The sequence below is a fragment of the Lysinibacillus sp. NPDC093712 genome (genome assembly GCF_050280025.1).
Taxonomy (GTDB): domain Bacteria; phylum Bacillota; class Bacilli; order Bacillales_A; family Planococcaceae; genus Lysinibacillus.
In genome coordinates this window covers 1,130,540-1,149,151 of record NZ_JBNNUU010000001.1, presented here as the reverse complement: position 1 = coordinate 1,149,151, position 18,612 = coordinate 1,130,540, and the positions used below count along the sequence as shown (strand labels likewise).

The window sequence follows — 18,612 nt, the reverse complement described above, 5'->3', positions numbered from 1 at the left end:
AATTGCTGAGACACCCCTTTATATAATTTAGCGCCCCATAATATTATTCCATCGTTTTTGATTGTTTCATGCCAGCTACATCCTGTTGTAGATGTTGTTTTTCCTTTTCGGTAGCTGTATGTAAAGCAAAAACATCTTGAATGGCCATTTTAAGCTCATGCTGTGTTTCTTTAAATTTCGATACTTGTTGTTCAAAAGATGGGCTTGTAAATCGTTCATTTGTGCGTGCTAGTCGTTCTTCTAGCTGTGCATAATGATGGTCCATATTCATTGAAAGCATCATTGCTAATTGGTTTTTCCAAAGAGGTATAAGTGTGACAATTGAAAACTCGATTTTCTCAGCAAGTGTTTGATTTGCTTGTTGTATCATGCGTATTTGAGGTGCTGTTTGTAATGCTACCTGTTGTGATACTTGTAAATCATATATACGTTGATCAAGACGTTCAAGTTGCGCCGTGAAATCATTGAGCTGTTGAATAGCGAGCGGTTGTTTAGTCGTTTGTACGATACTGACTTTTGAAGGTAGCTCAACTTCAATAGCCTGGTGTTTTTTCATCTGACCAGCCGCAATGGCAGTTGCTAATTCTTCAAAAAATCCTCGATTGTGTGTATATAATTGCTCTAGTAATTCAACGTCTCTTATTAGCTGGAGCTGTGCACGTTCGAGTTGGACGCCTATTCGTTCAACCTGAATACTAATGCGTTCAAACTCAGTAAGGGTTTGTTTTACAGTTGGTTCTGTTTTACCGAACATTTTTTTAAAGAAGGAAGGTTTTCTTGGCTCTAGTGCAGCAGGGTCTACACGGTCTAATGTTTGCATTAATGAATCAAGCATCTGTCCAATTTTTGTGACATCCTTATCCTTCACTTGTGCAAGCATGCGATCTGCAAATTGAGAGACGGCGCGTTGAGAGTCTTGGCCTAAAGATAACACTGATTCAAAATTAGTTAGGTCAATTTGACTTGCATATAAAAGTGCTCGACTTTGAGCAAGAGGTGATAGCGTTTCATAGGTAGTCATTGCCTCTTGATTTGACGATTCTAAATAGGTTTGTACAAGAGGTGAGATTCCTGGCAACGATCCTAATGGAGAGATAGAATCTCTGTTAGCTGTCATTTTTCATCGCCTCGCCATTCCAGTTGTTCTTTCTTTCTTAAGTTGGAACGGTTCGCGAATTCAATTTCCATTTGAAGATGATCGATATCATTTGAAAGTGCATCTTTCAAGTCAATTTGAAATGTAGAATTTAAATCCGACAACGTTTCGCGCGTTTTTGATAATGTCACTTGGATTTCTTTATCTTTGACAGGTTGCTTTGACAGCATTGTATATTTATCAGTCAATTCAACTGCAGAAGGGAGGTGCGCATAAAAAAACGGCTCCACATTGTAAAACTTTTGCGGATCAGTTTTTACAATTTTAACGATATTTTTTGAAATACGAGTCATTTCAAGTAATTGTTTAAAAGCAGAAACTGAACGTACGCGTAAATAGTTTTGACTTAATGTTTGAATATGCTTGTTTGCTGTTGAAAGCTGTAATTCTATATGTTTGTACTCATCCTTCGAAATACCTGCTATGTGCATAACTTTCCTTTTTTGATTCTGTTTTAGCAACGCTGTACTCGTTGCATATGTTCCAGCAAACAATAAACCACCAAGGAAGTATCCTGGATTTGCTGCAAACGCTGTAATAGAAACAGTTGATAGAGAAATTAAAAGGCTAGCGGTATGTCTAGAGAAAAACTGTCCTATACTGAGCATAGTTTCTTCCTCCTTGCTTTTCAGTATGTCTATCTTTTAATACGTAATAATCGACATAAAGTTTCAATAATAATAATAGTGCTTTCATTAATTTTACTGCTGTTTGCTAAGTTTCTCAATGAATACACCTGCGCAAAAGCTCCAAACTTGCCTAATGGTGTACTTATAACCTTTATAGTATGTTCGATTTATAAAAAGACCATTACCAATAGTCCGTTAATCTTAAGTTTTTCTTGCGTTTAAAGGGAAGTAGAAAAAAAGAAGCCAGACTTAAACAATGTCCGACTCCATACGTACATAACCTTTTAAATCGTCGTAAAGTTCTAAAGTAAATGAGTTAGAGTCTGCCTGAGGGCTAACACCCTTTTGAACAAATAGTAGAAATTCGTCAATTGCTTTTTTTGAGCCTTCTACTTCTACTTCAATTTGTTCTTGTGCATTTAACTTGCAATACCCTTTTAAACCAAGCTCAATGGCTTTTTGTTTAATAAAAAAGCGATAGCCAGTCCCGTAAACATCTCCGAAAAATTTAATCAGCGCTCTTTTGTTCACGCTAAAACCTCCCAAAAGTAGTAGAGGGATAATCCCTCCAACTTACTGCATAACACGTTCTTTTTCCAAATAAGTAATTAAGTTATTAATAAAGAATAGAACTCGCTCAGAGGCTTCATCCACCTCTTTCAAATGGTCCTCAGCTTTTTTAATATTACCAGCTTTAAAGGCTTCTGCAGCCAGTTTGGCAGATTGGTGTACTCGTAAGTGATATCCATCTAAATCACGATAATCCTGTAAATGGCCAAAGCGTTCAACAGTACGGGAAGCAGTATACCATTTACCTAGGCGACATTCTGTATGTGAAGATACATCACTTGGCTGTACTTCTTCTAAACCAAGGAACATATTATAAATACGCCATTTCCATAAGATATGATCAGCTTTCGAAAGCTGTAATAGGGCAATTGAAGAAAGTTGGACATTATTATTCGAAATAATGTCATTACGGAAACGATTAATCTCTTTTCCTAATAAGTGAATATCGCTTGATGTATTAGTACTATAGTTGCGAATATCATCTTGAAGGTTAGAAATTTCAATCATTCGGGCAGATACTTCATCAATTGCGGCAGCTTGCTCCTGCGAAATAGCAGCGGTATTTGTAACATCAAGATTAATGCCTTCAATTGCAGAGACAATGGAATTTAATAAAGGTAACGATTCTTTTGCCTCAATTGTTGCTTCTTTAATAATAGAAGTTGTTTCTGTAATAGAGTGCGACACATCGTTTGAATAACTTTTTAGATGGTGAACATTAGTAGAAACCTCACTAAGAGCATTAACGGTGCCTTCAGCCAGCTTACGTACTTCTTGTGCAACAACTGCGAACCCTTTACCATGTTCACCAGCACGAGCAGCTTCAATCGAAGCATTCAATGCTAGTAAATTTGTTTGATCTGCAATTTGGTTTATTAAAGTTACAACGTGTTCAATATCATTTACACGTTTTTGCAATTCAGTAAACGAGTCAACGATTGTAGTAAATGTTTCTTCTGTTTTGAAAATTTCTGATAAAGCATGTTCAATCGCATTTTTTCCTTTAACGGCATGGTCAACTGATTCTGTTGTTTTCTCTGATATATGAGAAGACATTCGGGCTACTTCATTGATCGATGCGGCAATTTCCTCAGTTGCAGCTGTAGATGATTGGATTTCTTCATTTTGCTTGTCTAAGCTATATACTAAATCTTTCATGTACATAATTTTCGCATTGACATCCATTAGAGAAGAAATTTCAGAGACAACGTTTTCAACAATTCGCTCTGTTAAAACTTCTACAAGTAATTCTTGGTCCACATTGACTGCTGATTGGAAAGATTTCATATACTCAAAAGCTTTGTTTGGTTTTAAACCAAAGTTATGTAAAATATATGTCGTAATATAAAAGGCAAATTGATTGAAAATAACGATTAATTTACCAGGCTCATATTGGTTTTTTCGAAACAAATTAAAAAACTTTACTGTTTCATCTACATATTCATCATCACGAGTAGCTAAAAAGAATTGAGTTAAATATCGATTTATATTTTCCTCGCTAATCGTTTGTTGGGAGGAGGGAGAAACCTCACTTAAATAATTATTAAATATTGCGTTCATAGAAGGCGTAATATCTTTCAATTTATAAAAGAGTGCTTTTAAATTTTCTTCATCTTGTAAATTAAAGTGATTAAAAGCTAATGTCTTATTGAATCGGCCTGTTGCACTTAAATTAGTACCACGCTTTAATAATTCGTCTAGTTCGGCCTTAGGTCGAATACTTGAAAACATAACAAAAACCTCCAAAATAATAATGAATAATAAGGTAATAATAGCATATTGCAGGGTGTTTTAATAGACATTTCAGTAGCGTTTGCTAAAATTAGAATATCTTATTACAGCAAGGAATGTGGCAAATATGTATACAATACTTTACATGAAAGCTGATTATGAGCCTTGGTGGAAATTTGAAGGCTGGGAGGCTTTTATTCAAACGAAAGAAACGTTTGAAACACAAGAACAATTTGAGCAAGCATTACAACGGAAATTAAATCATTTCCGATCAGCATATGAACATGAGGCGAGTAAGGAGGGTGGATATTGGGCATTTTGGTCTGAAGATGAAAGCTTTTACTGCGAGGCATGTGATGATGATGCACAAGTATATCATGGAATAATTGCTTATAAAGAGGAAAGTTAAATAAATTTTTCAAATTAATTAAAAAAACATTTTCTTTATTTGACAAAATTATGAATGGTGGTATACTTAACTTAACAATTTAATTGCTTCACCGGCAACATGGATTCACATATTACAAAAAGTGATCGCGTTAGTTCGGTACTCTTTGTAATATGTGAATTTTTTTAATTCGTTGAAGAAATTACATATTGTTCACTTTTATTTTTTTGGAGGTTTTTTTACATGAAACAAGGTACAGTAAAATGGTTTAACTCAGAAAAAGGTTTTGGATTCATCGAAGTTGAAGGCGAAAACGACGTATTCGTACACTTCTCAGCTATCCAAGGCGAAGGTTTCAAAACACTTGACGAAGGTCAAAAAGTGGAATTCGAAGTTGTAGATGGCAACCGCGGACCACAAGCTGCTAACGTAACTAAACTTTAATTCTCAGTAATTAAAATAACTTTCGTTAAAAAAAGCACCCTATATATAGGGTGCTTTTTTTCTGTACTTTCCAGAAAATGCTGGTATTTTACTATTGACTACTATATATCAACTCTTTTTTACCGACAGTTACGATTAATTATTTGAATTTTGGGTAATAGGTAAAGAGAGCAGGAGGAGGAAAATCAATGGAGAACGCCCGAAACATTCCTAATGAGCAGGAGCAAAAAGATTTTTATCAAAAATTGCGAAAAAAATTGGAACAATTTCTTGTATCAAAGACGGGGATGAAGCACAAATATGCTGATTATTTGTTGTTCGTTCCTGATATTTTTCATTTATTAATTAAGATAGTAGCAGATCCTGCTATCGACTCGAAAAGTAAGTCATTAATTGGTGCTACAATTGCTTATTTTATTTTCCCAATGGATTTTCTACCAGAAGGTATATTTGGCTTTGGAGGCTATCTCGATGATATTATGCTGGCCACTTTTGTCCTCAATATGACAATCAATAAATTAGGGCCAGAAATAATCGAAAAACATTGGACAGGGGATGAAAAATTACTTGAGCTATTACAGAAAATCACTGAAACGAGCAATCAATACTTAAGTAAAATACCTGTAAAATCAATATTTACTAAATATATAAAAAATAAATCCAAATAATATTATTATGTAAACGGCTTTACTACTAACATGTAAACCCCCAAACATTAAGAATGGGGGTTTTGTTGTAATAATCGTGCTATTAAATAAACATTCCAAAACTTGAACCTATTGTGGATTTTTTGTGAAATAAAATTATAGTTTGACCTTAACTTCGGTCCCGTCTTGCGCTTTAACATCTACAAGTATAATGCCTTTATAATTTTTGAATTCATTGACAATAGGTTTAAGTGTTTCTTTATCTATAAGTGGGATAGTAAAGTCTATTTTTTTTCTATCGAAATGCTCTTTTGTCCATTTGTTTGCAATTTGCTGAACAAACTTTGAAAATAAAATAGAAATAAGGATATTTAAAATTACATATGGAATTGGAATAGTAAAATTAAAGCCTTTTGTTTTTACTTTTACCTGCATCATAAGTAAATCACTACTCAATAATGACTGAAACGGTATCCCCGTTTGCAGATTTAATATCAACAATTTGGCCATCTAATTCATTTTCGATTGCTTCAATTATAAGGTTGATATCTATATCTTTAACGTATTTTTCCGATTGGGGGATACTAGCTGCGATGCTGTGACCAGCCAATAATACTACTTTGACAAGTTTTATTGGTAAATTGACCATTACGTTATCATTTTCGGATGATACAACACGAACTTTTAATGTTTTATCTAAATATTTCGTTGTTTTTTCTAAAAAAGTATTTCCTGTATCTTCCTTGTCTTTTAATGCTTGAATAAGTTCTGATCCCTTCTCTGCATCAAGCTTTCCTTCTTGTATCATTGTTAACACTCTTGCAATTTCCTCTTTCATTATAAGTTCCTCCCTATTCTTCTTTTAAGAGCTTTATGGCTTCTTCTGGTGTGATTTCACCATTTTCCAACATAGTGACAATTTTTTTCTCGTCCACTTCATTTTTCTTCTTTTGTACATATCCAAGCGATGAGATGATTTCTGTTAACTTACCTCGAACAGTAGGGTACGAAATCCCTAATTCTTTTTCAACTTCTTTAATATTCCCTCTACATGTTAAAAACACTTCCACAAAATGAAGTTGATCTTTTGATAGAGAGGCGAGCTTTGATAATTCAAATTCATTTTCAATCGTCGTGTGACAATGAGAACAATGGAGCTTGGTAATTTTTAATGTTTTATTACAGACAGGACAATTCGTAATTACTTTATAAGCCATATTGAAATTCCTTTCTTTAATTTAATTCGATTATACAACAAGGTATTAAGAAAATAAATAATAAAATTTAATTTATTTAATTTAATTATTAATAATTTTAATTTAAAGTTTAAGATAATTAATTATACCTTTAAAAATCGTGTAGTTATTGCTTAAGAAATTTTGGGAAACTTTTATATATGGGACCAGGGAGAAGAAAATAAAATTGACTGGACACCAAGTAGTGTCCTATAATTAAGGTCACCAATTGGTGTCCTATTTTAGGAGAGGATGATTTTGAACGATAAAGGTCAAGAACGTGATGTTTATGTAGCAGTCGCTGACCCAACAAGACGGAAATTGCTACGTTTGCTATCAGAAGTAGAAGAATTACCTCTTCACGAATTAACAGCACAATTTCAAATGGGTCGGACTGCTGTTTCTAAACATTTGGCTATACTAAAAGAAGCTGGTTTAGTTACAGATCGTAAAGTTGGTAGAGAAACAAGATATCGATTAAATGCGGCTCCTTTAAGTGAAATTAAAGATTGGGTAAGCCATTACGAGAAGTTTTGGAAAGAGAAAGCGTTACTTTTAAAAAATTTATTAGAGGAGGAATGAAAATGGCAGAATTGTCATTAGATTTTCAGTTCACAAGTTCAATCGAGAAAGTATGGAATGCATTAACGGATTCAGAAACACTTGCAAAATGGATAATGGAAAATGATTTTAAACCAGTTGTAGGACACCGTTTCCAGTTTCGTACACAGCCGACAGAATGGTGGAATGGAATTATTGATGGGGAAGTACTAATAGTTGAAGAACCATACAAATTATCTTATACGTTCGCAAGCGGTGAAGAGCATACGGTAACATGGACATTAAAAGAATTAGAAGATGGGAAGGTAAATCTTCATCTTGAGCAAACTGGTATTTCAAGTGCTCAAGCAGTAGAAGGCGCAAGATATGGCTGGTTAAATTGGTTTAACGGTTTTGAAAAAGTGTTAGAGGAAATATAAAACTAACCTCAATTCCTGTGTATTGCATGAAGTTAATGTATAAAAAAGCAAACGGCTAAATATGGAACAAAGCCGTTTGCTTTTTTTAATAATTTTTTGTGCTGACCATTACCTTCACTAACATCAAGATGAAGTTGCTGACTTGGAAAATAGAGAGGAAATTACGATGAAAATAAATCATTTAAAAGTAAATAATATTAACAATTTAAATGCTCTAATCCCAGTAAATCAATCGCTAGGTATTGCTGGTTTGTCTGGGTCTGGTAAAACAACATTTTGTCAAACAATTGGCGAAGAATCGAAAAAACGACTTGTATCCTTATTGCCTAAGGCTGAATATCAGTATTTATTTCCTAATATTATGGAAACGAACTTCAGTGCGATTAATATGGAAGACTTGCCACTTGTTCTTTTTCTAGGTAGATCATCCATTTCCTCCAATCCACGTTCAACTATTGGCACTCATACTGGCGTCTTTACAGAAATCCGTGTAACGCTAGCAGAAAAATATCAACTTTCTCCAGAGGTTTTTTCTTTTAACAATGTATTAGGATGGTGTCCTGATTGTAAAGGTCGCGGGACAACTAAAAATGTTGAATGTAAAGAGTGTAAGGGCAAGCGTTTTAATCAAGAAGTTGAACAATATAAATTGGCTTTAATGGATACAGAGCTCAGTATTTCCGATATCAATGACTTAAGCATGGAAACCATTCTCTCACAAGCAGAAGTTTTAAGTATTAGTGAAGGGAAACAACAAATCCTTCAAAATATTATCAATATGAATGTAGGCTATTTAACATTAAATCGAATAATGGGAACATTGTCAGGTGGAGAGTTAACACGCTTATACTTGGCCGAATTTATGGCGACTAGTGAAAATACCGTTATTATTATCGATGAAATTTCTGTTGGCCTAGATCACCAAACATTACTGACAATTTTAAAAGAAATCGAGCAATTAGGCTGTAAAAATCAAATTTGGCTCATTGATCATTCGGATACAGTGCTTGACATAACAGATGAGCAACTATTTTTTGGACCAGGTAGTGGAAAATATGGAGGGAAAATTGTTGAACAATCTCCACGTCCTAAACCAATTATTTGGGAACGAAATGAGGCAATACCGGAAGAATACTACTCATTTCATGATCTTTACTGTCGTAATATTCAAATGAATCATATTGATATTCCTAAAAATAGACTTGTCACCTTTACCGGAGAGTCTGGATGTGGTAAATCGACACTCGTAAATGTATGTCTGGCCAGTGATTTTCAAAAACGATACCCTAAAGATAAGTTAGTCATAGTTGGGCAAGATCGCAACCAATCGATTACGAGTCGTTCAACTGTTGCAACGTTTCTTGATATTAAAAGGAAGCTTACAAAATATAGTGACGATATTGATGATATTTTTCAGCGCTCCATTGAAGATATTATTGAGGAGTTGCCTACAGAGGATATTGCTTTTAAACGCCTAAGTTTATTGATTAAATTAGGACTTGGTTATTTGACGTTGGAGAGAAAAACACAAACATTATCGACAGGAGAATTTCAATGTGTCCATCTTGTTTCGGAGCTATTTGCTAATACAAGAAATCCTCATACACTTTTTATTTTTGACGAGCCTTCAAAAGGATTATCACAAAATATTTTAAACCAATTCATTGATAGTATAAGGGGAATATTACAAGATGCATCTGTCTCCATTATTATGATTGAACATAATCCATATATGCTAGAAAGCTCTGATTTTATCGTTGATTTCGGTAAACGACAGCTAGCGCCTGTTACGCATCTTGATGTTGTCAGTTATGATGACTATCAACATAAACAAAGCCATGCAGAGACAAAGAGCGACTTGCATATAGCTTCATCCATTAATCAACAATATGGTATTGATTATGAAAAAGAGAATCCTATTGCTTATTTTAAACATGCAGAAAACATCTATAAAGGTGGTATTTTAAAAAGTTTATCTTCAATGGCTCGTTTAATTTATGGTGAATATGAATCTGAAACAATTGCTCCTGTGATTGCAATTGATTTAGAACGACACTTATATAGTCAGTATACGTTTCTCTATGAAATTGGTGGATTAATAAACCTTATTGTGGCAGCACATCCTTCAAACAAGAATACAAGTAGCTTCGATTTTTATTCGCAACATAATCATTGTCCTTGTTGCTCGGGGCGTCGTGTAATTGATAAGTTTGATTTTGATATTGTTATTCAAGATAAAAATGCGTCATTTTGGGATGGTTTATTGCACCCTGATGTGATGGCCATTTTGAAATTTTATAAATTCGATAAATTACAATTCATCTTTAATGAAATTAATAATGAGCTTGGTCAGGATATTAGTAAAAGTTTTAACGACATGTCGGTAGAAGAAAAGCATACTTTTTTATATGGTTATTGGGAAAAATCATTTTATGATAAAGTAGGCAAGGCATCAAGGACATGGGAAGGTTTTAATCATATAATCGGTAACTATATCGTTATTTCAAAATCCATAATAAAAGAGCAAATTAAAGAGTCGAAAACAAAAATAACATGTCCAATTTGTCAAGGAACCGTACTAAACCATCGTAAAAAGCTAAAATTTGGCGATACAGATATTCGGGAGATTATTCAACTGCCTATAGACGAAGTGATGAAAATCGTTGGGAAATTACCCGCATTAGAAAAAATGAAAGCTATCGTTGGTGGTAATACGGTATTGACAGAAGATGTATCTCTTTTACCAAGAGAAACACAAGTCGCATTGAAAATGTTAGAATTAGAACTCGCAAGCTTTGCAAATTATGAAATGGTTTTACAAAACGCGCTGCCATTTTGGGACAATATTCGTGGGAATATTGAAACTATTAGCATGCAAAATCGAATGACCATTTGTGATTTTACCAACATTACCGAGACGAGAGAAACCATTATTGATAAGTATTTCACCAATGGCAAATACAAAAAACTAACCTATGTCTATGAAGCATTCGGTTACAAAAAAATTGTGACATCCATTAATAAAATAAAGGCAAGTCATCCATGTCCATTTTGTAAAGGGAAGAAAGTAATTTCGGAAGATGGTCTTCATGATGGCGTATATAAATTATCGGTACCTTGTGTGAGTTGTTATGCAAGTGGCATCAATGATGAAGGGCGCCAGCAAGCCGTTGAAGGTATAGATGTGCAAACATGGCTAACTGGAATTGTAAGTGATGTAGTAGCGGAAAGTACACATGCCGTTGCAAATATCCCAATTTTTAATCGCATTCGAGAATTGAACAAACGAGATATGATGGCGATATACGAGTGCCTCGAGCAAAATAATTAAACTTTTTAGTTATATGTCAGCAAGCCCAGCAACTAGTTTTTCATCGCTAGCTGCTGGGCTTTCATTGCCGGTAGTTAATCTAATTTTACTTCATCATTCCGATAAAGAGAGGAAGCAACACTTCCATAGAAGGAGTGGGCTATTTAACATTGTCACTTTGTGTATGCTCATATTGTAGGATGTGCTCTTCTAACACATGTACAGGAATAAATAATCCTACTCGTCCATATGGATCCTTTTTCATCGTGGCAAAAATAATGCCGATTACCTCACCATCACTATTTAAAACAGGGCTACCACTATTGCCTTTATACACAGGTGCTTGCATCATCATGACCGGTTCCTGCCAATCGTCAACGTAAGTTTCTTTAAGTAATGTACCTTTATTAGCAATACCAGTGAAGGATAGTGGGTTACCTATGAAATAAACAGACTCATCCTCTCGGTAACTAGGGTTCTTTGCAAGAGTTAGCGAGGGTAGATTGGTACTAGTAACTTGCAAAAGTGCTAAATCAACTTCAGGAAAGCTTTGTAGTAACTGAGCTTCCATAAGCCCTTGTTCAGGAAATACAACGGACAAAGTGAGGGCGTTTTCTACTACATGGGCATTCGTTACAATTAGACCTTCAGGCGAAATAACAAAGCCTGTACCTTTACTGGAGCCTGTAGAAACCTCTACAATCGCCTTTTTATACGTTTGAATATCTTCTTGTTGCGATAATTGACTTGAGACCTTTATAAATTCAATAGCAGGAATGGAGTAAATTTGAAAAATAAGCGCAAACGTATTAAAAAATAGTACAAACGCCATAACCCACATAATCCATTTCATAATCGGCTTTTGTTTCTTAGACTTTTTACCATGGAGAAGTCGTTCTCTTTCCTCAGCTAGCGCTTTTTGTTGCTCTGCCAGTACAAGTTCTATAAACTCCTCTTCCGTTAGTTCTTCCTCAGTAGTGTGCTTATGTATGTCGCTCATGAATGCTACCTCCTTACTTAAGAAAAAGGCGCCATGTAAGACGCCTATTCAGACATTTCATTCAATTTTTTGCAAAGTGGACGTAATGATAAATGATTCTCCGTTATTTGTTATCATTTCGTCTTTTGTACGGATTAGTCCCACACCTTTGGCAAAATATTTAGATGTCGTAATGTTGTCCTTTGTTTTAATAAGTTCAATGACATCGTGGAAAGTGGTTAAGCTCGTGGGCATAGAAGCAGTAGTCGAAAGTATTTCCCACCCATTAAAACGGCTTCCAACTTCCAAAGGCTGTTGTAAAATGATTTCAATCACCGGAAAAGTTGCTATATCGTGTGTTGTTGGCAATGTTGGCGCTTCGTCTACTGGTTCCCTATAGACAAGTTCTATAGCAGAATTCGTAATTCGATAGATTTTTAACAATGTGACACCACCATTATTTTCTACTTGTGCGATTGACGTTTCATCGATGTAGGTCGTTTGAAGTGTGTAACTAGCAAACTCGTTCCCTTCACCTTGAAAATAAGCAGTTGTTCCATCCGGTGGGAAATAGGAAGCGAGAAGACTACTGAATGGTTGATTAGTTGCTTGTTCTTTATCGTTTTGCTCATCAGTATTAGTCGAATGGCTAGGCTGTGGATTGGTACTCGGATTGGTTGTACAGCCGACAAGTATTATTGCTAGAGAAAATAAGAATAAGATTCGAATACTATCAAACTCCTTTAGCAATTTTCTTTAAGTATACGTGAAAGGACTCCTATATACGAATATTAAGAGAACCAGCTTTCTAACAACAAAATGCGTTTATTCGTTGCATCTACTTTAACACGTAAGCCGATTGGCAATGGATGCAGTGGATGTGTGTGACAACAATCCACCTCAGCCAAAATTGGTATAGGATTCCCGTCCAGCTGTTCTACTAAAACATCATAAGGTTTTCGTCCAGTTCCTTCATCATCATACTGCTCATGCTTACCTAAAATAATCGCTGCAATTTTGTCGAAGTAGCCATGTAACTTTAACATAGCAAAGTTTTTTTCCACGACAGCAATTGTTTTGGATGTATCCTCTAATAATAAAATATCGTCTTCTTGAATTTGAGGGAAGTAGGGGGTTCCTATAAAGCCATACATCGTATTGATATTGCCTCCAATTAAACGACCTTCGGCACTACCTTGTTGAACAGTTATCCAATAGTTATCATGTTGCGTTTTTTCTTCTGTTTTTTCAAGCCAATTGACTCGGTCATCTGTCCAAATAGGGGGAATCGATACTTCATATGGTATAGGTACAGTTTGCATAAAGAGATCGATGAAATATTGTTCTGTGTAATTCACAAATGGTGGGAATTCACCAAATGTAGATGCAACAGAGGGTCCGTAAAATACTGGTACGCCGGTTTTAGCATAGATGGCAAGGAGAATTGCTGTCACATCCGATAAACCAACTAGTATTTTGGGAGATTGTTGAATCGCTTTATAATCTATATAAGGCAACATACTATTTGCATTTGTGCCACCCATTGTAGGTAAAATCATTTTCACTGTAGGGTCGTGTAATAGGTCATTGAGCTCCTGGGCGCGCTCCTTAGGTGTGCCAGAACGATAAATATCATTCATGCCAGTTAATGAACCTTCTTTAATTGTAAAGCCAAGTGCCTGTAACCGTGCCTTTCCTCGCTCATATCGGGCGCGGGCAATAACTGAAGCTGGTTTTGAAGGCGAGTAAATGCCAATTGTATCGCCTTTTTTTAATGGGGAAAACATAAAATACCTCTTTCTATTAGTTTAAGTTGTAGCCCATTATACATGATTTAACAAAAATATGGGCAAAGTCTTTAACTTGAGGAAAGAGAGGTAAAAATCAACTGAAATTTAGAACAATCGAAGTAAAGAGGAAAATAAATAATATTTTTATGTAAACTTAATAATAGAAACTTGCGATACAATTAGGATTTTACTATGATAAGAAGGAGTTAAAATTTGGGGGGCGATAATATGTATCGACAAGTAGACGATTTTCTAAGTGAATGGACGATTGCAGCAGAAGGAACTACTAAAGTACTGAAAGCAATGACTGATGAAACACTAGATCAAAGCATTGTTGAAGGTCATAATTCACTTGGCTGGTTAGGCTGGCATTTAGTTGGCGCGGCAGGCTATTTTAGCTATTTAGTAGGGTTAAAGGTGCCAATGATTCGACAAGAAGATCCTGTTCCATCTACAGCAGCTGAAATTGTAGCGACATATGAAAAGACAGCTAATAGTATTAAAGAGGAAGCTGCCAAGCTTTCAAATGAAGACTTACTGGAGGAAGTGAACGGTTTTAACGGACCAATCCTTCGAGGTGTATTATTACGTGCACTAATTGACCACCAAACACACCATCGTGGACAAATGACAGTATTATTACGTCAAGCTGGCTTACCAGTACCAGGTGTACTTGGACCAACGAAAGAAATGCAAAAATAGTATCAGGCGGCAAATACATGATGGATGTATTTGCCGTTTTTTTAAATGTTTATAATTAAAATACCTCCCCCAAGCGAGTGGGGGAGGTTTTATTTAAGAATGGATTAGTTTAAGCCTTGGCTATCTTTCCACTCTAAAAACTCATCATATGTTAATTGTTTGTCTAAAATTGAACCATCTTCACGGATTTCAATGACACGGTTGGCAATCGTTTGAATGAACTGATGGTCATGAGAAGTGAAAATCATGGCACCTTTGAAGCGGATTAAGCCTTCATTTAGTGCTTGGATTGATTCAAGATCAAGGTGGTTTGTTGGTTCATCTAGTAAAATGACATTAGCTGTTGCTAGCATCATTTTTGAAAGCATACAACGCACTTTTTCTCCCCCAGATAATACAGAAGGGGATTTTTTTACTTCTTCACCAGAGAATAGCATACGACCTAAGAAACCGCGTAGGAAGCTTTCTGTTTCATCGTCAGGTGAATATTGACGAAGCCATTCTACTAATGATTTTTCTGAACCTTCAAAGTATTTATCATGATCGTTTTCGAAATAGCTTTGAGATGTTGTAACACCCCATTTAAATGTACCAGCATCAGCTTCTTTATCTTCCATTAAGATATCAAGGAGAGCTGTTTTAGCCATAGGGCTACCAAGTAACACGATTTTATCGTCTTTATTCATTGAGAAACGAATGTCTTTAAATAACGTTTGACCGTCTTGACTTGCTGTAAGACCATCAACTGTTAATACATCATTACCGATTTCGCGACCGATTTGGAAGTTGATGAATGGATATTTACGGCTAGAAGGTCGAATGTCATCAAGCTCGATTTTATCCAACATTTTTTTACGTGATGTTGCTTGTTTTGACTTTGACGCATTGGCAGAGAAACGAGCGATAAACGCTTGTAATTCTTTAATTTTCTCTTCTTTTTTAGAATTTTGGTCTTGCGCCATTTTTTGCGCTAATTGAGAAGATTCATACCAGAAATCATAGTTACCCACATATAATTGGATTTTTGAGAAATCAAGATCCGCGATATGTGTACATACTTTGTTTAAGAAGTGACGGTCATGGGATACGACGATTACTGTATTTTCAAAGTTAATTAAGAATTCTTCTAACCATTGAATCGCTTTTAAGTCAAGGTGGTTGGTAGGCTCATCCAGTAATAATACATCTGGTTGACCGAATAATGCTTGTGCTAATAATACTTTGACTTTGTCAGAACCTTCAAGATCCCCCATTAACATATAGTGAAGATCATCTGAGATGCCTAAACCGTTTAATAATGTTGCTGCTTCTGATTCAGCTTCCCAACCGTTTAGCTCCGCAAATTCACCTTCTAATTCAGCAGCACGCATGCCATCTTCATCAGAGAAATCTTCTTTTGCATAAATTGCATCTTTTTCAATTTTTACGTCATATAGGCGTTTGTTACCCATAATAACTGTATCAAGCACAGTATGCTCATCGTATTCAAAGTGATTTTGTTTAAGGACAGATAAACGTTCGTCCTTACCCATTGATACATTTCCTTCTTGTGCTTCAATTTCACCAGAAAGAATTTTTAGGAATGTTGATTTTCCTGCCCCATTTGCCCCGATTAAACCGTAGCAATTTCCTGGGTTGAATTTTATATTTACGTCTTCAAATAGTTTACGATCGCCATAGCGAAGACCTACATTACTTACTTGAATCATGCAAGTTCCTCCTTTTTTCACAATGGCTCTAGTATATCATGAAATATGTTCCATAGTCTATAAACATTATGACATCAACGTTTACCGATAATAGTTCTGTAACTAATAGAGCAATGAATAGTACAAGTTGTTCATTATGACTGAATAAAGATACAAATACTCATTTTAGAAGAAAAAATAATGTTGAAGTTGACTTTCAAGATTGGATAATATAGAATATTCCAAAATCAATAATTGCTAAATTCTGTGAAAAAGAAAGTAATTCATTTTGTGCTGCTAAGCGAATTAGGGATGGTGGAAGCCTAATGCAGACCGTATGAATGAAACGCACTTTGGAGAAGTTTCTCGAAATGTCAGTAGAGAATATCGGGGCGTCACCTCGTTATCAATAGAAAGTGGTCATAATAATGGCAACTAGAGTGGTACCACGGGAATCTATGCTCTCGTCTCTTATTGAGACGAGGGCTTTTTTTATTTTGGAAAAGGGGGAAATGGACAAATGAATTTACAAATTGCGAAAAGTATTGCTATAGCGCTTAAATATCAAGTGAAAGTAGAAGACATTGAAAATTTACTTGAAAAACCTAAACATGTAGACCTTGGTGATTGTTCCTTACCATGTTTTAAACTGGCTAAAAAGCTCGGAAAATCTCCTCAAATAATTGCATCTGATATTCAAAAAAATTTAACGTGTGATTTGATTCAGTCGATTGAAATAGTCGGCGGATATGTCAATTTATTTTTAAATCAACACATCATTACCCAACAAATACTAAGCAATATAATGAAAGAACAAAAATTATATGGAGCGAGCCCATTAAATAAAGGCAACGTTGTTTTCGATTTTTCTTCTCCTAATATTGCGAAGCCTTTTTCAATGGGTCATCTGCGCTCAACGGTCATTGGGAATGCACTTGCCAATATCGCTGAGAAAAATGGCTATAAAGCCATTCGCATTAATCATTTGGGGGACTGGGGAACACAGTTTGGAAAACTAATTGTTGCTTATAGACATTGGGGAAATCAACAGACAATTAAAGCTACGCCTATTAAAGAATTATTGAAAATTTATGTAAAGTTTCATGAAGAAGCAGAAAAAGATTCTACTCTAATTGAGCAAGCGCGAGCTGCATTTAAATCGTTAGAGGATAAGGATGATGAGGCACTTAAGCTTTGGCAATGGTTTAGAGATGTTTCATTGGAAGAATTCATGACACTTTATCAACTTCTTGGTATTGAATTTGATGCTTACGATGGCGAAGCTTTCTATAATGATAAAATGCAAAATGTAGTAAATGAATTACAAGCAAAAGGGTTGCTGACATTATCAGAAGGTGCTTATGTTGTTGAATTAGAGGAAATGCCTCCTTGTATCATTACTAAAACAGACGGCGCGACACTATATGCAACACGTGATTTAGCAGCTGCTTTTTATCGTATACAACAGTATCATCCTGAAAAAATATTCTATATTGTAGGACATGAACAAACGCTGCATTTCAAACAGTTATTTAATGTGGTGGAGAAAATGGGTTATGAATGGGCAAAAGATTTAAGTCATGTAGCTTTTGGGATGATCTTAAAAGAGGGCAAAAAAATGTCAACACGTAAAGGAAAGGTTGTTTTACTCAATGACGTGTTGACTGAAGCTATAGAGACGGCAAAACAAAATATTCAAATGAAAAATCCAAATTTACAAAATAAAGAACAGGTTGCTAAGCAAGTAGGTGTCGGTGCAGTTATTTTCAATGATTTAAAAAATTATCGCTTACATGATATTGATTTTTCAATTGAGCAAATGCTGCATTTTGAAGGAGAGACAGGTCCATATATTCAATACACGTATGCTCGTATTTTCTCAATTTTAGATAAAGCTGATGTTCAACTTGAGGAAATGACTTATCAACCATTAGGCGTGCAAGCATGGCCAGTCATTCTATTACTAGAACAATTTCCTCGCGTTATTACAGATGCTTATGAACAAACTGATCCGTCATTAGTTGCTAAATATGCATTACAATTAGCACGCGCTTTTAATAAATATTATGCTAATAATAAGATTTTATCGAATGATGATCTACAAAGTTCTCGTTTAACTTTATGTCATTGTGTAGCAATCATGCTAGAAGAATCGTTAGCACTTTTAGGTATTAGTGCACCAAAAAATATGTAATGTTGTTTGTATTATAATGTACAGTGTTATTTTCTTGAACTGAGCAATTTTATATGTAATTTACCGAAATATTGACTGTATGCAGAAAAAATGGTAAAAATAATATAAGAAATCAGATGTCTGACAACGACGAAAGTTAATCAGGTGCAGGTTGAAAGAGAAATAATGA

At 35.1% G+C, this 18,612-nt stretch carries 18 protein-coding genes, 2 pseudogenes and 1 other annotated feature; of the genes and pseudogenes, 9 read left to right on the top strand and 11 right to left on the bottom strand.

The window, feature by feature from the left end; translation table 11 throughout:
• Positions 1-43: 43 nt before the first annotated feature.
• The 4 genes from ACQKNX_RS06000 to ACQKNX_RS05985 all read right to left on the bottom strand — a co-directional run bounded on the left by ACQKNX_RS06000 (position 44) and on the right by ACQKNX_RS05985 (position 4,086).
• A complete protein-coding gene (locus tag ACQKNX_RS06000; protein ID WP_427428036.1) occupies positions 44-1,117 on the bottom strand; it encodes a toxic anion resistance protein in 1,074 nt (357 codons plus the stop codon).
• Entirely contained in the window at positions 1,114-1,764 is a 651-nt protein-coding gene (locus ACQKNX_RS05995) for a 5-bromo-4-chloroindolyl phosphate hydrolysis family protein (protein ID WP_427428035.1), read from the bottom strand. Before ACQKNX_RS05995 ends, ACQKNX_RS06000 begins: the two co-directional genes overlap by 4 nt.
• A gap of 270 nt (positions 1,765-2,034) precedes the next feature.
• Positions 2,035-2,316 carry an acylphosphatase gene (locus tag ACQKNX_RS05990; RefSeq protein ID WP_340824515.1) on the bottom strand — a complete coding sequence of 94 codons (282 nt, stop codon included), beginning with the start codon at positions 2,314-2,316 and terminating at the stop codon, positions 2,035-2,037.
• A gap of 42 nt (positions 2,317-2,358) precedes the next feature.
• Positions 2,359-4,086 carry a methyl-accepting chemotaxis protein gene (locus ACQKNX_RS05985; protein WP_427428034.1) on the bottom strand — a complete coding sequence of 576 codons (1,728 nt, stop codon included), beginning with the start codon at positions 4,084-4,086 and terminating at the stop codon, positions 2,359-2,361.
• A 127-nt stretch (positions 4,087-4,213) separates the two neighbouring features.
• On the opposite strand from ACQKNX_RS05985, the gene ACQKNX_RS05980 reads away from it, so the two are divergent.
• From ACQKNX_RS05980 to ACQKNX_RS05970, 3 genes are all read left to right on the top strand, one after another.
• Positions 4,214-4,495 carry a DUF1033 family protein gene (locus ACQKNX_RS05980; protein WP_427428033.1) on the top strand — a complete coding sequence of 94 codons (282 nt, stop codon included), beginning with the start codon at positions 4,214-4,216 and terminating at the stop codon, positions 4,493-4,495.
• A 222-nt stretch (positions 4,496-4,717) separates the two neighbouring features.
• A complete protein-coding gene (locus ACQKNX_RS05975) occupies positions 4,718-4,918 on the top strand; it encodes a cold-shock protein (protein ID WP_004230088.1) in 201 nt (66 codons plus the stop codon).
• Between the two features lie 188 nt (positions 4,919-5,106).
• A complete protein-coding gene (locus ACQKNX_RS05970) occupies positions 5,107-5,586 on the top strand; it encodes a YkvA family protein (RefSeq protein WP_427428032.1) in 480 nt (159 codons plus the stop codon).
• A gap of 135 nt (positions 5,587-5,721) precedes the next feature.
• On the opposite strand, the gene ACQKNX_RS05965 is transcribed toward ACQKNX_RS05970, so the two are convergent.
• Genes ACQKNX_RS05965 through ACQKNX_RS05955 form a run of 3 tightly spaced genes read right to left on the bottom strand, consistent with a single transcriptional unit; the run spans position 5,722 to position 6,782 of the window.
• Positions 5,722-6,003: a hypothetical protein gene (locus tag ACQKNX_RS05965; protein WP_427428031.1), complete on the bottom strand. Its 282-nt coding sequence runs from the start codon at positions 6,001-6,003 to the stop codon at positions 5,722-5,724.
• 10 nt (positions 6,004-6,013) lie between these two features.
• Positions 6,014-6,403, bottom strand: coding sequence for an SHOCT-like domain-containing protein (locus tag ACQKNX_RS05960; RefSeq protein ID WP_427428030.1), 390 nt, complete (start codon positions 6,401-6,403; stop codon positions 6,014-6,016).
• 13 nt (positions 6,404-6,416) lie between these two features.
• A complete protein-coding gene (locus ACQKNX_RS05955; protein ID WP_337981186.1) occupies positions 6,417-6,782 on the bottom strand; it encodes a DUF2089 domain-containing protein in 366 nt (121 codons plus the stop codon).
• A gap of 276 nt (positions 6,783-7,058) precedes the next feature.
• Here ACQKNX_RS05955 and ACQKNX_RS05950 point away from each other — a divergent pair, with 276 nt between their 5' ends.
• The 4 genes and pseudogenes from ACQKNX_RS05950 to ACQKNX_RS05935 all read left to right on the top strand — a co-directional run.
• Complete coding sequence (locus tag ACQKNX_RS05950; protein WP_427428029.1) at positions 7,059-7,382, top strand: ArsR/SmtB family transcription factor; 324 nt, start codon at positions 7,059-7,061, stop codon at positions 7,380-7,382.
• The gene (locus tag ACQKNX_RS05945) at positions 7,379-7,780 is read left to right on the top strand and encodes an SRPBCC family protein (RefSeq protein WP_427428028.1); all 402 of its coding nucleotides are present in this window, start codon (positions 7,379-7,381) and stop codon (positions 7,778-7,780) included. The genes ACQKNX_RS05950 and ACQKNX_RS05945 overlap by 4 nt, the downstream gene beginning before the upstream one ends.
• A gap of 166 nt (positions 7,781-7,946) precedes the next feature.
• Positions 7,947-9,603: pseudogene (locus ACQKNX_RS05940) on the top strand (ATP-binding cassette domain-containing protein); the annotation flags it as partial.
• Between the two features lie 77 nt (positions 9,604-9,680).
• A pseudogene (locus tag ACQKNX_RS05935) lies at positions 9,681-11,111 on the top strand (excinuclease ABC subunit UvrA); the annotation flags it as partial.
• A gap of 139 nt (positions 11,112-11,250) precedes the next feature.
• On the opposite strand, the gene ACQKNX_RS05930 reads toward ACQKNX_RS05935, so the two are convergent.
• Genes ACQKNX_RS05930 through ACQKNX_RS05920 form a run of 3 tightly spaced genes read right to left on the bottom strand, consistent with a single transcriptional unit; the run spans position 11,251 to position 13,856 of the window.
• Positions 11,251-12,090 (bottom strand): S1 family peptidase, encoded by an 840-nt coding sequence (locus tag ACQKNX_RS05930; protein ID WP_427428027.1) that lies wholly within the window; start codon positions 12,088-12,090, stop codon positions 11,251-11,253.
• Between the two features lie 57 nt (positions 12,091-12,147).
• Complete coding sequence (locus ACQKNX_RS05925) at positions 12,148-12,819, bottom strand: hypothetical protein (RefSeq protein ID WP_427428026.1); 672 nt, start codon at positions 12,817-12,819, stop codon at positions 12,148-12,150.
• Positions 12,820-12,860: 41 nt separating this feature from the next.
• The gene (locus ACQKNX_RS05920; protein ID WP_427428025.1) at positions 12,861-13,856 is read right to left on the bottom strand and encodes a S66 family peptidase; all 996 of its coding nucleotides are present in this window, start codon (positions 13,854-13,856) and stop codon (positions 12,861-12,863) included.
• Positions 13,857-14,087: 231 nt separating this feature from the next.
• Here ACQKNX_RS05920 and ACQKNX_RS05915 point away from each other — a divergent pair, with 231 nt between their 5' ends.
• Complete coding sequence (locus ACQKNX_RS05915; protein ID WP_427428024.1) at positions 14,088-14,561, top strand: DinB family protein; 474 nt, start codon at positions 14,088-14,090, stop codon at positions 14,559-14,561.
• 104 nt (positions 14,562-14,665) lie between these two features.
• On the opposite strand, the gene ACQKNX_RS05910 is transcribed toward ACQKNX_RS05915, so the two are convergent.
• Positions 14,666-16,270 carry an ABC-F family ATP-binding cassette domain-containing protein gene (locus ACQKNX_RS05910; protein ID WP_427428023.1) on the bottom strand — a complete coding sequence of 535 codons (1,605 nt, stop codon included), beginning with the start codon at positions 16,268-16,270 and terminating at the stop codon, positions 14,666-14,668.
• Positions 16,271-16,507: 237 nt separating this feature from the next.
• Positions 16,508-16,724 (top strand) — a binding site (T-box leader).
• A 45-nt stretch (positions 16,725-16,769) separates the two neighbouring features.
• Between ACQKNX_RS05910 and argS the strand changes: the two genes are divergently transcribed.
• Positions 16,770-18,443 carry an arginine--tRNA ligase gene (gene argS, locus ACQKNX_RS05905; protein ID WP_427428022.1) on the top strand — a complete coding sequence of 558 codons (1,674 nt, stop codon included), beginning with the start codon at positions 16,770-16,772 and terminating at the stop codon, positions 18,441-18,443.
• Positions 18,444-18,612 lie beyond the last annotated feature (169 nt).

Coding starts and splice junctions, on each gene's coding strand:
- ACQKNX_RS06000 (WP_427428036.1), bottom strand. CDS start 1,117: ATGACAGCTAACAGAGATTCTATCTCTCCATTAGGATCGTTGCCAGGA.
- ACQKNX_RS05995 (WP_427428035.1), bottom strand. CDS start 1,764: ATGCTCAGTATAGGACAGTTTTTCTCTAGACATACCGCTAGCCTTTTA.
- ACQKNX_RS05985 (WP_427428034.1), bottom strand. CDS start 4,086: ATGTTTTCAAGTATTCGACCTAAGGCCGAACTAGACGAATTATTAAAG.
- ACQKNX_RS05980 (WP_427428033.1), top strand. CDS start 4,214: ATGTATACAATACTTTACATGAAAGCTGATTATGAGCCTTGGTGGAAA.
- ACQKNX_RS05975 (WP_004230088.1), top strand. CDS start 4,718: ATGAAACAAGGTACAGTAAAATGGTTTAACTCAGAAAAAGGTTTTGGA.
- ACQKNX_RS05970 (WP_427428032.1), top strand. CDS start 5,107: ATGGAGAACGCCCGAAACATTCCTAATGAGCAGGAGCAAAAAGATTTT.
- ACQKNX_RS05965 (WP_427428031.1), bottom strand. CDS start 6,003: ATGATGCAGGTAAAAGTAAAAACAAAAGGCTTTAATTTTACTATTCCA.
- ACQKNX_RS05960 (WP_427428030.1), bottom strand. CDS start 6,403: ATGAAAGAGGAAATTGCAAGAGTGTTAACAATGATACAAGAAGGAAAG.
- ACQKNX_RS05955 (WP_337981186.1), bottom strand. CDS start 6,782: ATGGCTTATAAAGTAATTACGAATTGTCCTGTCTGTAATAAAACATTA.
- ACQKNX_RS05945 (WP_427428028.1), top strand. CDS start 7,379: ATGAAAATGGCAGAATTGTCATTAGATTTTCAGTTCACAAGTTCAATC.
- ACQKNX_RS05930 (WP_427428027.1), bottom strand. CDS start 12,090: ATGAGCGACATACATAAGCACACTACTGAGGAAGAACTAACGGAAGAG.
- ACQKNX_RS05920 (WP_427428025.1), bottom strand. CDS start 13,856: ATGTTTTCCCCATTAAAAAAAGGCGATACAATTGGCATTTACTCGCCT.
- ACQKNX_RS05915 (WP_427428024.1), top strand. CDS start 14,088: ATGTATCGACAAGTAGACGATTTTCTAAGTGAATGGACGATTGCAGCA.
- ACQKNX_RS05910 (WP_427428023.1), bottom strand. CDS start 16,270: ATGATTCAAGTAAGTAATGTAGGTCTTCGCTATGGCGATCGTAAACTA.
- argS (WP_427428022.1), top strand. CDS start 16,770: ATGAATTTACAAATTGCGAAAAGTATTGCTATAGCGCTTAAATATCAA.